At 42.7% G+C, this 13,282-nt stretch carries 12 protein-coding genes; 9 read left to right on the forward strand and 3 right to left on the reverse strand.

Annotated features, from left to right (window positions below):
- Positions 1–669: oxygen-dependent tRNA uridine(34) hydroxylase TrhO (trhO, locus tag HP456_RS11730; protein WP_172251256.1), on the reverse strand; the 669-nt coding region annotated here is incomplete at its 3' end.
- A 412-nt stretch (positions 670–1,081) separates the two neighbouring features.
- Here trhO and HP456_RS11735 point away from each other — a divergent pair.
- The 8 genes from HP456_RS11735 to HP456_RS25355 all read left to right on the forward strand — a co-directional run bounded on the left by HP456_RS11735 (position 1,082) and on the right by HP456_RS25355 (position 9,551).
- Positions 1,082–3,082, forward strand: coding sequence for a penicillin-binding transpeptidase domain-containing protein (locus HP456_RS11735; RefSeq protein WP_172251258.1), 2,001 nt, complete (start codon positions 1,082–1,084; stop codon positions 3,080–3,082).
- Between the two features lie 408 nt (positions 3,083–3,490).
- On the forward strand, positions 3,491–4,549 hold the full coding sequence (locus HP456_RS11740) for an SDR family oxidoreductase (protein WP_172251260.1): 1,059 nt from the start codon (positions 3,491–3,493) through the stop codon (positions 4,547–4,549).
- Positions 4,550–4,782: 233 nt separating this feature from the next.
- Positions 4,783–5,709 (forward strand): manganese-dependent inorganic pyrophosphatase, encoded by a 927-nt coding sequence (locus HP456_RS11745; protein WP_172251262.1) that lies wholly within the window; start codon positions 4,783–4,785, stop codon positions 5,707–5,709.
- A 233-nt stretch (positions 5,710–5,942) separates the two neighbouring features.
- Entirely contained in the window at positions 5,943–6,347 is a 405-nt protein-coding gene (gloA2, locus tag HP456_RS11750; RefSeq protein WP_172251264.1) for an SMU1112c/YaeR family gloxylase I-like metalloprotein, read from the forward strand.
- A gap of 424 nt (positions 6,348–6,771) precedes the next feature.
- Entirely contained in the window at positions 6,772–7,692 is a 921-nt protein-coding gene (locus HP456_RS11755; protein ID WP_172251266.1) for a helix-turn-helix domain-containing protein, read from the forward strand.
- Between the two features lie 192 nt (positions 7,693–7,884).
- Positions 7,885–8,784: a helix-turn-helix domain-containing protein gene (locus HP456_RS11760; RefSeq protein WP_172251268.1), complete on the forward strand. Its 900-nt coding sequence runs from the start codon at positions 7,885–7,887 to the stop codon at positions 8,782–8,784.
- Between the two features lie 101 nt (positions 8,785–8,885).
- Positions 8,886–9,347 carry a hypothetical protein gene (locus HP456_RS11765; protein ID WP_172251270.1) on the forward strand — a complete coding sequence of 154 codons (462 nt, stop codon included), beginning with the start codon at positions 8,886–8,888 and terminating at the stop codon, positions 9,345–9,347.
- A gap of 78 nt (positions 9,348–9,425) precedes the next feature.
- A complete protein-coding gene (locus tag HP456_RS25355; protein WP_281358021.1) occupies positions 9,426–9,551 on the forward strand; it encodes a hypothetical protein in 126 nt (41 codons plus the stop codon).
- 89 nt (positions 9,552–9,640) lie between these two features.
- Here HP456_RS25355 and murB read toward each other — a convergent pair whose 3' ends face one another.
- Both murB and HP456_RS11775 read right to left on the reverse strand, forming a co-directional pair.
- Positions 9,641–10,561 carry a UDP-N-acetylmuramate dehydrogenase gene (gene murB, locus HP456_RS11770; RefSeq protein WP_172251272.1) on the reverse strand — a complete coding sequence of 307 codons (921 nt, stop codon included), beginning with the start codon at positions 10,559–10,561 and terminating at the stop codon, positions 9,641–9,643.
- A gap of 170 nt (positions 10,562–10,731) precedes the next feature.
- Positions 10,732–12,804, reverse strand: a complete 2,073-nt coding sequence (locus tag HP456_RS11775) for a bifunctional 2',3'-cyclic-nucleotide 2'-phosphodiesterase/3'-nucleotidase (RefSeq protein WP_172251274.1) — start codon at positions 12,802–12,804, stop codon at positions 10,732–10,734.
- A gap of 244 nt (positions 12,805–13,048) precedes the next feature.
- Here HP456_RS11775 and HP456_RS11780 point away from each other — a divergent pair.
- Positions 13,049–13,282: EamA family transporter (locus tag HP456_RS11780; RefSeq protein WP_172251276.1), on the forward strand; the 234-nt coding region annotated here is incomplete at its 3' end.

Here is a 13,282-nt window from a genome sequence, read left to right on the forward strand (position 1 = left end):
GTCCCACAGGTCACCCTGCACTTCAGGATCCTGTCCATACGTGACAATCCCGCCGTGAAGCTGTGCGACATCCTCGAAGCCTTCTTTCAATAACCAGCCGGAGAATTTCTCACAGCGAATACCGCCTGTGCAATAGGTGATGATCTTTTTATCTGCCAATAATTCTTTATTTTCACGAACCCAATCCGGAAGGTCTCGGAAATTGCGGATATCAGGTCTGACAGCCCCGCGGAAATGACCAAGATCGTATTCGTAGTCATTACGCGCATCAAGAAGGATGGTATCTTCTTTTTGGATTTGTTCGAAGAAATCCTTTGGCGCCAGATATTGACCCGTTATTTCATGCGGATCCACATCATCCTCAAGACGAAGGGTCACAAGTTCCTGACGGTGTTTCACTTTTAATTTCTTGAAAGCATGTTCGTCTGCTTCATCAATTTTGAAAACCGTATCAGAAAAATGAGGATCATTCTTCATTGCTTCCATGTACGCATCCGTCTGCTCGATTGTACCTGAGCATGTCCCATTGATTCCTTCAGAAGAAATCAGGATACGTCCCAACAGACCAAGTTCCTCGCATAATTCCTTATGCCGGGCAGTCTTTTCCTCGGGATTTTCAATTGTTACATAGTTGTAGTACAGAAGGACTCTGTAAGGTTTTTGACTCATATTCTTTTCCACCTGTCGATTTATATTTGCAAGATATAATCTTAGGATCTGTTTTCCTTATTACTCTTACGACATCATATTATAACAAATTTTATATGGAATGCACCAGATTTACTGAAAAAAGTAAAAGGAGTGGGAGGAAGGAGAGGGGGATTTTGGCAAGCCTTAATTTAGCCCGCAGCCGGAATACACTTCGCTTTCCGTGAGCCTTCTCAATCGCACTTGTGTATTCAGGCTGCTCAGAACCTTTTTCTTTATTTTCATCACAAAAGGGGTATTCTTTTAGAAAAAATTCCAGCTCGGCTGGGGCAATCCTTGTAAATAATCAAGAAATTAAAATTGAAAATGGTTCCCGAATTTGAAATAATTAGAAATAGAGTTGAAAAGTATATAAAGGGAGTTGTCCTTACATATGGGGAAGAAATTTTTCATGCTTTGTCTCTTGGTTATAATGGGGCTATTCGTTTCAGGCTGCCAGGAAAAGGCACAGCCGGATGATCGATTGAAAGAGTATGTCGATCTATGGAATGATAAGAAATTCGAAAAGATGTATGAGACGTATCTATCGTCTTCTGCAAAAGAAACATATAAAAAAGAAGATGCTGTAAAGAGACCAACCGATATTTACGAAGATCTGGCTGTCAAAGATCTTAAAGTGGAATTCAAGAAGCCCAAGGAAGAAAAGGAATGGGATAAAGAAAAGAAAGCTGAATTTCCTGTCACCATCTCTATGAACACACTTGCCGGCGACGTTTCTTATGAAGAAACCATTACGCTTACAAAAGAAGAAAAAGAGGATAAAGAAAATTGGTATGTAGAGTGGAAGCCTTCTTTCATCCTGCCTGAAATGGAACAAGCCGATAAAGTCGGGATGGAAAGCATCCCTGCCAAACGCGGTGAAATCTACGATCGTAATGAGAATCCCCTGGCAATCAACGGAGAGTCGTTTGATATTGGAATCGTGCCAAAAGAATTTAACGAGAGTGATTTAGAAAAACTGTCCTCACTGCTGGGGATTTCTCCGGAAGCCATACAGAAAGAATTGAACCAAAGCTGGGTGCAGCCCGAATATTTTGTGCCAATCAAGAAGCTTCCGATTTCGGAGCGTCCGCTTGCACTGGAAATCATCGAGCTTCCCGGCCTCTATTCCAAACGAGTGGAAGCACGCCAATATCCATATGGAAAAGCTGCCGCCCATCTTACCGGGTACATCGGTAAAATCAATGCGGAGAAGTTGGAGAAGTTAAAGGATGAAGGCTACACTGCACAATCCTTACTCGGCATCAGCGGGGCAGAGGAAGTGTATGAAGAAAAGCTAAGAGGGCAAAGCGGACAGAGGATTTACCTCACGAAAGAATCGGGAGAAGAAGTGATGATCGCCGAACAAGAGGTGAAAAACGGTGATAACGTCACGTTAACAGTAGACGCAGAGATGCAGAAAAAGCTGTATGAGAAAATGAAGGATGAAGTAGGAACGGCAGCAGCTGTCGATCCCGAAACAGGAGAGGCGTTAGCACTGGTCAGTGTGCCTTCTTATGATCCGAATGAGTTTTCATTGGGTATTGCACCAGATAAATACGATAAAATCTATAACAACCCCGACAAGCCGCTGCGTAATCGTTTCTATCAAACGTATTCGCCCGGCTCGGCGATGAAGGGGATCACGGCTGCCGTCGGGTTGAAATCCGGCAAGCTTGATCCGAATAAAACCTTTGAAATTAAGGGAAAGAGATGGCAAAAAGACAACTCCTGGGGTGGCTATGAAGTCGTCCGGGTATTCGATAACGACAGTGTCGTCGATCTTGAAAGCGCCATGAAATTCTCTGATAACATCTATTTTGCACGTGTCGGACTTGAAGTGGGTGCCGAAACCTTTATCCAGGGACTAAAAGATTTTGGATACGGTGAAGAGATCCCGATGTCCTATCCGATTGAAAAGTCTCAAGTCTCAAATGACGGAAAAATCACGAAAGAAATCCAGCTCGCCGATTCAGCCTTCGGACAAGGGGAAGTCCTGATGAGCGTCGTCCATCTTGCCAGTGCCTATGGCGGCATCATCAACGACGGCACCATGATGAAGCCGGTCCTATTGAAGGATGAAGAACAAGGAGTCTGGAAAGAAAGCCTATTGAGTCCGGAACAATCACAACTGATGAGAACGAACCTCCGTAAGGTCGTCACAGAAGGAATAGCCGGTAAAGCTCAGGCAGCTGGGAAAGAAATTGCCGGCAAGACCGGTACCGCCGAGATTAAAGCCGAGCAAGGTACGACCGGGAAAGAAAACGGGTTATTTGTATCCTATGATCAGAAGAACCCGGAGTTTATCCTGGCAATGCTGCTGGAAGGTGTCGAGGAACGCGGCGGCAGCACACACACCGTTGAAGTGGCGAAGAAATTTTATGATAGTTACTAATTGGACAATTTAGGATTTTGCCTGCCGGGTGATGCCCGGCAGGTTTTATTTTTGGTGAGAGAGCGCACAGGGAAGTTTTATAGAAAATAGAAGACGATAGAGTAAAACTCAAGGATTATTAGGGGAATCATAGAATAACGACTAAACCTCATAGAATATGCTTAGAAACTCATAGAATAACGACCAAACCTCGCTCCGACGTCACTCAAAACACCGCCGCACACCATCCTAAATGGGAATCACTTCTCATAAATATAAAAATATCAGGAATTGAAGCAGGAATTTTTTTAAAAAAACGACTCAACCCCACTGGTAATTTCTACATCAGTACCAAAACTCACCGTCCTCCAAAACTATGCTATGATAGGGTAAATAAATGTGTCGACATCACAACAGGAGTGATCATTTTTGAACCTATTCTTAACTGGAGCCACAGGTTTTCTTGGGGGAAAGCTCATCAAAAACCTTTTATTGGATAAACAGAATGAAGTCTTTATGTTAGTTCGGAATGTAGAAAAGGCGGAGGATCTGCGAGACTCATTTCCATCCGCTGATCAACGGAGGATCCATATTTTCCAAGGAGATATTACGTACCCGATGGGCGGTTTGTCACTGGAAGATATTGAATGGCTCACAAATAAAATAGATGCTGTTTATCATTTGGCAGCACTTGTCAAATTCGATCTCGATTTAAGAGACGAATTGTTTGCAGCCAACTACGACGGAACAAAGAACATACTCGGTCTGGCAGCCAAATTACAGGCCAAAAGCTTCTACTATGTGAGCACTGCTTACACAGTGGGTACCCTGACTCATGGTGTAGAGGAGCTCTATCCGGAAGACGGGGAGTTCAACAACCCTTATGAAGAGAGCAAAGTGAAGTCCGAACATCTCGTTTTCTCTTACCGTGATCAAATGGACGTGTCCATTTTCAGACCGGCAATCATTGTCGGGGATTCGAAAACGGGAGAAGCAGATTCCCAGTTCACGCTATATGGATTTATGAGGGCGCTTGCTGTGTTTAAAAGAAAGACGGCAAGAAGAAGCGGGGGCACTCGTACCTACAGATTGGTGGCTGCGAAGAATGGCACCTCGAATCTGGTTCCCGTCGATTATGTCGCCGATATCTTAAGCAAGGCACCGCAGAAAGCGGCAGCCGATAAAATTTATCATATTACGAACCCGAATCCGCCAACCAACAGCGAACTTCTGCATTTGTTAAAGGAAGCGCTGGATTTTCAAAACTTGTCGGTTGTGGAACATACAAACGAGAAACTGGATGAGGAAGAAGTCCGTTTAAACAGCCTTGTAGACGTATTCAAAGTCTACCTCGCCGGAAACCTGTCATTCGATGACCGGAACACGCAGGATTTAATCCGGGGCACGGGTGTTGCTCATTTGAATATGACTGATGACATGATCGGAATGATTATTCGGGCGGGGTACAAAACGAAAGAGGTCATATAATCTAAAAAGGCTGCTTCCTATTCTGGAGCAGCCTTTCTTTTAAAAGTGATTTCACTCACCACTATTTGTATTTTTCGACGTCATCCAATAAGATAAAACAAGGACAATTACCGCAACTTTCTCACCTGCAAAAATCAACAAACTGACGAAAAAATCAGTGAAATATGGTACTATAAGAAAATGTAAAAGAGATATTCCCTATCATTAAAATACATAGAGTAAGGAGAATGATCATGAGTAAAACACTTATTTTCGGTCACAAAAATCCTGATACGGATACGGTCACTTCAGCGTTGGTTTATGCTGATTTAAAATCAAAAATCGGCATGGATGCAGAACCAGTTCGTTTAGGAGAAGTAAACGGCGAAACGCAATACGCGCTTGACTATTTTAAGGTAGAGGCACCGCGTCTGGTGGAAACGGTCGCTAATGAAACGGATACCGTCATTCTTGTTGATCACAACGAGCGTCAGCAAAGTGCAGATGACATTGAAGATGTCCGCGTCCTTGAAGTCATCGACCACCACCGGATCGCAAACTTCGAAACGGCAGATCCACTGTACTACCGTGCAGAGCCTGTTGGATGTACAGCAACGATTTTAAATAAAATCTACAAAGAAAAAGGTGTCGAGGTCACGAAGGAAATGGCTGGATTGATGCTGTCAGCAATCATCTCCGATTCCCTGTTATTCAAATCGCCAACCTGCACGGACGAAGATGTAGCAGCAGCGAAGGAGTTAGCTGAAATCGCTGGCGTCGATGCACAGGAATACGGCCTTGAAATGCTGAAAGCAGGAGCGGATATGAGTTCGAAATCAATCAATGAGCTCGTGACACTTGATGCGAAGGAATTCTCAATGGGGTCGGCGAAAGTGGAAGTCGCGCAGGTCAATGTAGTAGACACGAACGATGTGCTCGGACGCCAAACAGAAATCGAAGCTGCTATAGAAAACTTGATCAAAGAAAAAGGGCTGGATCTATTCCTTCTGGTTGTGACAGACATCCTAGAAAACGATTCGACTGCCCTTGCACTTGGCAGTAAAACAGCAGAAGTGGAAAAAGCTTTCAATGTGAAGCTTGAGAACAACACAGCATTGTTGAAAGGCGTTGTTTCCCGTAAGAAGCAAATCGTGCCTGTGTTGACGGATGCGATGAAGTAATATGTTTTGTGAAAAGGAGCGGTCTATTGGGCTGCTTCTTTTTTGTAGTCGGATACAGTGGAGACTGGACCATTCTGTGGTGCCGGGGACAGAAGAGATGAGTTGTGCCAGGCACAAAAGTGTTGAATTGTGCCTGGCACAATCTGTTTAAATTGTTCCAGGCACAATCAAGCCCGATTGTTCCAGGCACCCATCCCTAAAATCGTGACAGGCACAACCAAAGGAGGATTCACGTGAATTTTAAAAAGATTCACCACATAGCCATTATTTGCTCTGATTATAATCTGTCGAAAGAATTCTATGTAAGTAAACTGGGGTTTAAGGTAATTTGGGAAGTCTACCGGGAAGAAAGACAGTCATATAAGCTGGACCTTTCTCTAAACGGTGAGTATGTCATCGAACTCTTTTCGTTTCCGGATGCGCCTGAGCGTCCAAGTTATCCTGAAGCGAGAGGGCTCCGTCATTTGGCATTTGAGGTGGAATGCATAGAAGAGTCGGTAGCTGAGTTAATGGATCTTGGGATTGAACCAGAAGAAATCCGAATAGATCCTTATACACAAAAGCGATTCACCTTTATTGAAGATCCCGATGGGCTTCCTCTAGAGTTATATGAAGACAGAAAAGGTTTTCCGGCGTAAAAAAAGACACTCCCGCACAGGAAGTGTCGTCAACAGGTATTGTAATTTGTCGTTAAGAACATTAAACCATAGATTGAAAATATGTGTATCTTCGTTCTCAGGCTTTTAAAGGGACTGAGTCGGTCAGAATCTCATGAAAAAAGCAGTTTACTTCAGGAATATTAAAATATTAATATCCTGTTCTGTCAGGAACAAGTTGCTGGATAACGTCATGATCTGCATAAAAAAAGAGCACTCCCCATAAAGAGAAGTGCCGTCAACAGGTATTGTAATTTGTCGTTAGATATATTAAAACATAGATGAAAAATACTTGTATTTCGATTCTGCATGATATAGACACTAAAATGATTGGGTTATCGTAAGAATTCAGCAGGTTTTCTGCTAAAATATAAATATATTAATATTTGACTGGGGGGAGATAAACTTGGATTATTCGGCGATTGGAACGAAGATAAGAGAGCTGAGGAAAGATGTCGGATTGACCCAAGGAGAGCTTGCAGATGGTATTTGTACACAAGCCTTGATCAGCCGGATTGAAAAAGGAGATATCTATCCAAGTGCAGCGAGTCTTTATCAAATCTCAAAAAAACTGGGGGTTGATGTTAATTACTTCTTTGAAATTGGCTCAACTCCGAGATTGGACTATGTCAAAGAAGTTGAACGGCAATTAAGAAAGCTGCGAATCAAATTAAAATATAATGAAATGATGGAAGTAATCAAAGTGGAAGAAACGAACCCGCTTTTCTATAAGGATTCTACTAATCTGCAGCTCCTCTACTGGCATAAAAGCATTTATCTCTTTGAAGTAAAGAAAGATAGTGAGAAAGCTAAAGCACTTCTTAAAGAAGCCTATAACCTTACCGCCACTCAAAAAAAAGTATTGACTGAGAGAGAGATAGAAATCCTCTTAACACTGGGCGTGTTTGAATTTAACCTGGAAAAATATGAGCAATCAATGGAATACTATAAAAAAGTCAAAACCGCCATAAGTACGATTGAGCATTTAAATGACAAATCCATTAAAACAAGGCTCTTATATAATATCGCCCGGAACCTGACCAGGATGGGAGAGTACAGGGAATCGAGGGGTTACTGTGTTGAAGCTGTCAGGTGGTGCGTAGAAGAAGAACATCTATGGGGGCTTGGAGAGCTTTATTATCATATAGGTTATAATTATGAGCTGGAAGGCAGACTGGAAAAGGCATTACCTTATATCGAGAAGTCGATAATCATATTTGAAATGCGAAATAATCACAGTTATCACGCTTATCTACTGAAGAAAAAAGAACAAATCATTTCGAGTAGTACAGAAAAAACAGAAATAAAAAAAGAGCACTCCCCATAAAGAGAAGTGCCGTCAACAGGTATTGTAATTTGTCGTTAGATTCATTAAAACATATATTAAAATAACGTGTATTTGAACTCTGGAGCCCTCTATGGGGATATAAGCTGATTTCTTTATTTCATCATCTCGATTTCTGATAATATATAAATATATTAATATTTTGCAGAAAAGGATTTGCAGGGAAGTGAAAAAGTGGATTACTCACTAATAGGTAAAAAAATCAAAGAACTCCGTAAGATTGTCGGATTGACCCAAGGAGAACTGGCTGATGGTATTTGTACGCAGGCACTGATCAGCCGGATTGAAAAAGGGGATATCTATCCGAGTGCCACAGCCCTTTATCAAATTTCGAAAAAGCTTGGGGTAGACGTGAACTATTTCTTTGAAATCGGTACGACACCGCGTCTGGATTATATTCAAGAGGTTGAGCGTCAACTAAAGAAGCTAAGAGTCAAGTTGAAATTTGAAGAACTAATGGAAATGGTGAAGATCGAAGAAAAAAATCCGATATTCATCAAAGACAATGAAAACCTTCAGCTTCTTTTATGGCATAAAGGAATCTACAAATTCGAGGTTGAAAAGCAGAGAGAAACGGCTATTTCAACGTTTTATAAAGCATTTCATCTGACTTATAACCGAAAGAAGGCGTTGTCAGAACGGGAAATGGAAATCCTTCTAAGTATTGGGGCCCTGGAATTCTCAGGAGGAAACTATGATCGATCATTTGAAATCTATCGGCAAGTGAAAGAAGGTTTGAGTACAAACACCAGCCTGAACGATAAATCCATCAAAACCCGCTTGCTTTATAATATTGCCAGAGTGTTGACCCGTCTGGGGAAGTACAGGGAGTCAATCGAACACTGTGAAGAAGCAATTAAATGGTGCCTTGAAGAAGAACACCTATACGGACTTGGACAATTGCACTATCAGATCGGTTATAATTACGAGCTGGAAGAATGCTACAATAAGGCGCTGGATTACATAAATAAATCCCGCATGATTTTTGAAATGCTGAAAGACGATAAATATTTATCCTATCTGATTAAGAAAAAAGAAGAGATTTTAATAAAACAAGAAATGCAGCCTTCATGACCCGATCATGAAGGCTTTTCAGATTTCCCCTGAAAATAGTACATACAGGCAAGATGTCCAACATAAAAATGTATGTATATGAAGGAGTCAGGGGTGAAGGGATGAAGAGAAGAAAAAATCCACTTCCTCTTATCGTTATGGGCATAGGCGGCGGGATCCTTATTTTCTTGTTTATTAGCGTTATTGGAGGAGGGGGGGAACGGTCTCCAGAGCAGGTCATCGAGGAATTTTATGAGTATGAACAGAAAGGTGATTTCGGAAATTCGTGGGAAATGTTCCATTCCGAGATGAAGAAGAAATTCGGGAAATCCTCTTACATCCAAACAAAAAACCATGTTTTCCTCGGTCATATGGGGGTGGATACCTTCGAGGTGGACGTAGGAGAAATCGAGACAATCAAGAAGTTTCCATTCAGTAAAGATGGACCGGCGTTCAAAGATGCGAGGTCGGCAAAGGTGGATTTACTGTTTGAAAGTCAGTTTGGGGAGATGACGATCAGCCAGGTATGCTATGTTGCTCAGGAAAAAGGCGAATGGAAAATTTTGTGGAGTTATGATTTTTAAAAATTTCAAATTTTCAGGTTTTACAAAATGTAGTCTGGGTATGTAAAAACTAAGCTTTTAAAAAAGGAGGGCTAGGCTATGTCACTTTTATATGTGAAAGCACGGGAAATGTTAGAACTCGATGCCAAAGTCCAGCAGGCGCAAAACACGAACGTCCGCCAAATCCGCAAACCAAAGCCTGCACCCAATCTTAAAAATAGATAAGACCAACCATTACATTCCGACAGTCTAATTTGATTAGACTGTTTTTTGTATAGAAAAGGAACTGCTTATTCCGCAGTTCCCCTGGAGTCCTATTCCAAATCTTCGCCAATAATCCGTACTTCACGCTCAAGCTCCACATCAAACTTCTCTTTTACCGTTTTCTGTACATGCTCGATCAGCGAAATATAATCTTTGGCCGATGCATTGTCTTTATTCACAATGAATCCGGCATGCTTTGTGGAAACCTCGGCACCGCCGAAATTCGTCCCCTGCAGCTCACTGTCCTGGATCAGTTTACCGGCGAAGTAACCCGGCGGTCGTTTGAATACACTGCCGCAAGACGGGTATTCAAGCGGCTGCTTGGATTCTCTTTTATACGTCAGGTCATCCATGACTGCTTTAATATCATCGTATTCCGCAGGCTTTAAGCTGAAGGTTGCCTCAAGAACGATATCGCCATTTTCCGAGATGTTGCTGTGGCGGTAATCGAGTTCAAGATCTGCGGCAGTCCGTTTTATCAATTCCCCATGACGGTCAACGACATAGCAGTAATCAAGTACGTCCTTGATTTCCCCGCCGTAAGCACCAGCATTCATAAACAGGGCGCCGCCGACCGTTCCGGGGATTCCGCATGCGAATTCAAGCCCGGACAGACGTTCAGCCAGCGCTCTTCTGGACACATCAATGATCGCAGCGCCGCTTTGGGCAACGATGTGCTGCTCGTTTGTTTTGATTTCATCGAAATTCGTAAGGTGAAGCACGATCCCGCGGATACCGCCGTCTTTGACGATCAGATTCGAACCGTTCCCGAGCAGCGTAAACGGTACATCCACCTTATTGGAAAGCTTCACGATGTTCTGCACTTCTTCATACGTTGTCGGCGTAAGGAAGAAATCGGCTTTCCCGCCAAGCTTCGTATATAAATGATTCCTCAGTAATTCATCGCGTTTGATATTATCTTCATGCATCACATTCAATAACTCTTTATAAACCGTTTCTTTATTGTACATTCATGATCAGTCCCATAAAATATTTTTCACTAGTTATCAATTCTACCCTCCCATTATATGATGAAAACCCATGAAAGTTAAATGGTTTCGGCTGGCAGATTGAAAACTGCGAAAAAGGTAGTGTTTTGGATGGATTGAAAAAGAACCCCCATAATGGAGGTTCACGGTGATCATTTAATAAGATGTAACGTTTGGGCAATCGAAGAAATGAAGTTCGTTAAGAAATTGCCACTGGACTTCTTCTTCTCTTGTCCCGGATTAGTCGCATCGCTTTGCTTGAACTTAATGGAATACTTAGCGAATCCACTGTCTTCTGTACTGATATATTTGTATGTTCTTGAATCATGGATATATTTCTGAGCCTCAGGAGAAGTCTCAAATACGACATTTACATCTCCCTTAATTGCAGCGAAGTTCCAATTGCCGTCAGCTTCAGGGTTAATCGTTCCTTTTTCCATGATGTAATCGATGATCACATTACGGTTTTCATCAGGTGACTGGATGATGATATTCGTCCCGTCTATACCCGGGAAGTGACCACCACCGCTTGCACGGTAGTTATTTGTTGCAACGATGAACTTTTGATCGGGATCGATCGGCTGTCCCTTATATTTGAGATTTTTGATTCTGTGGGAATCCTCGTTCATGAGTTTGCCATCCGTACCGTAACGAACAGGTTTTGTTACATCGATTTCATACGTCACACCGTCAATGACGTCAAAGTTATAGGATCGGAAATCCCCATTTACCAGGGACTGCTCTTCAGAAGTGGAAGCATCGATTTGGTTGAATTGTCCAGCTGACATTTCAAGCCATTCTTTCACCTGGGCTCCATCAATCAATACAGCTTGAAGTGTATTGGGATATAAATAGAGGTCGGCAACGTTTTTAATTGCAAGTTCGCCTGCGGGAATGTCTGTGTAGTAAGAGGCATCCCCCCGTGTTCCTGCCTTGAACGGAGCGCCGGCAGATAATACTGGCAGTCCTTCATATTCTGTGCCCTTGATGTATTTCTCTACATACCATTTCTGTGCGTTGGTCACGATTTGAATGGAAGGATCATCTTTCACCTGCGCGAAATAGCTGTTGATCGGAGATGTTGTTTCTCCGACTGCGCTTCTTACCCAGTCGATTGTGTGATTATGGTCCTCTTCAATCGCATTGAACACTTCCTCATCCCGGTTTACCAACGGATTTCCGTCATTGTCAGCGATTGCACGGGAGGATGTTTGGGAATCGACGACGGACCACTCTCCGTCTTTGAGTTCAAGCTCAAGGTCTACCAATCCCAGGTGGCTTCCCCAATATCCGGGCATGACAGAGGCGACTCCGTTGATCGTTCCTTTATTGACATCGACGCCGTCTATCCCTGCATACGATTCAGAAGGGAAGACACCGTGTGAGTGTCCGAACAGGATTGCATCGATCCCATCGATTTTTGAAAGGGAATAAGTGGCATTCTCTTCAATACCTTCATCTGTCACAGTACCGATTCCCGAGTGGGGGATGGCGACAATGATGTCAGCACCATTCTCTTTCATTTCAGGAATGTATTTATTGGCTGATTCGACAATATCTTTCGCGACAACCTTCCCTTCCAGATTTGCTTTGTCCCACTGCATGATCTGTGGAGGGGTGAATCCGATGACACCGACTTTAATCGTGTGGGTTTCACCATCCCCGTCAACGACTTCGCGATCAAGAATGGTATATGGGTTGAAATAATTCTCATCATCACCCGGGCTGCCATTGCCATCATCTTTATAAACATTGGCATTTACATACGGGAAATTGGACCCTTTCAAAGAAGTATCAAGAAAATCCAACCCATAGTTGAACTCATGATTTCCGATATTTGCCGCATCATAATCAAGCAGATTCATTGCTTTATACACGGGGTGAGTTTCGCCATCTTGAAGGGGATCAACCTTTGCAATATAATCACCCAGAGGATTTCCCTGAATCAGGTCTCCGTTATCGAATAATAGGCTGTTATCGGCTTCTTCACGCGCATCTTTTATAAGAGTGGCCGTTTTCACGAGTCCATAGCTGTTCGTTTCTTTATCTTGATAGTAATCATAATTGGCAAGGTTTACGTGGATATCTGTTGTTTCTAAAATACGGAGCTTCACCAGATCCTGATCCATTACATCAGCGTACGTTATGGAAGGAGCGGTTTGAGGGATTAGAAGTCCTAAAGTTAAAGCGGTACCGGCGGCTATCTTCTTGTTTTTCTTCAACATGATCTCCCCTAAAATATGTATTTAATTGCAAACACTTACATAGTAGCACGTAAATGTAAAAATGAAATGGTTGAATAGTTGTGTTTTTTTGACTAAGGAGTGGGATACCAAATAAAAAAAGGGGTTACTTTTCAAAGAAAAATAAGATAGGATAAGACTAATTAATTTCTGTTATAACATCTAATAATCTATTAAATTGCACAACTGCTTCATATACTATCGAAGGTAGAAGGGAGGAAACATCATGGCTCGCTTATATATGGCGCTGATCGGTCTGAGTCTGATATGGGGGATGTCCTTTGTATTTATAAAATGGCTGGTGGAGCCTGCCGGCGTGTGGGGGACGGTCTTCCTTCGCTGTATCGCCGGGGCACTCGTCCTGCTGCCGATCTTCTTCATCCAGCGGCGAAAAGGGGAGAAAAAGCCTCTGCCGATCTGGAAGTTGATCGTAGTCGGCATCGGGAACGCAGCACTTCCT

The sequence above is a fragment of the Bacillus haikouensis genome (genome assembly GCF_013179555.1).
In the GTDB taxonomy this organism is placed as follows: domain Bacteria; phylum Bacillota; class Bacilli; order Bacillales; family Bacillaceae_B; genus Rossellomorea; species Rossellomorea haikouensis_A.

What these genes read in the sequence shown, in the direction of transcription:
- HP456_RS11765 (WP_172251270.1), top strand. Translation starts at nt 8,886, where the DNA reads ATGAAGAGAAGAAAAAATCCACTTCCTCTTATCGTTATGGGCATAGGC.
- HP456_RS11745 (WP_172251262.1), top strand. Translation starts at nt 4,783, where the DNA reads ATGAGTAAAACACTTATTTTCGGTCACAAAAATCCTGATACGGATACG.
- HP456_RS11735 (WP_172251258.1), top strand. Translation starts at nt 1,082, where the DNA reads ATGGGGAAGAAATTTTTCATGCTTTGTCTCTTGGTTATAATGGGGCTA.
- HP456_RS25355 (WP_281358021.1), top strand. Translation starts at nt 9,426, where the DNA reads ATGTCACTTTTATATGTGAAAGCACGGGAAATGTTAGAACTCGATGCC.
- HP456_RS11775 (WP_172251274.1), bottom strand. Translation starts at nt 12,804, where the DNA reads ATGTTGAAGAAAAACAAGAAGATAGCCGCCGGTACCGCTTTAACTTTA.
- murB (WP_172251272.1), bottom strand. Translation starts at nt 10,561, where the DNA reads ATGTACAATAAAGAAACGGTTTATAAAGAGTTATTGAATGTGATGCAT.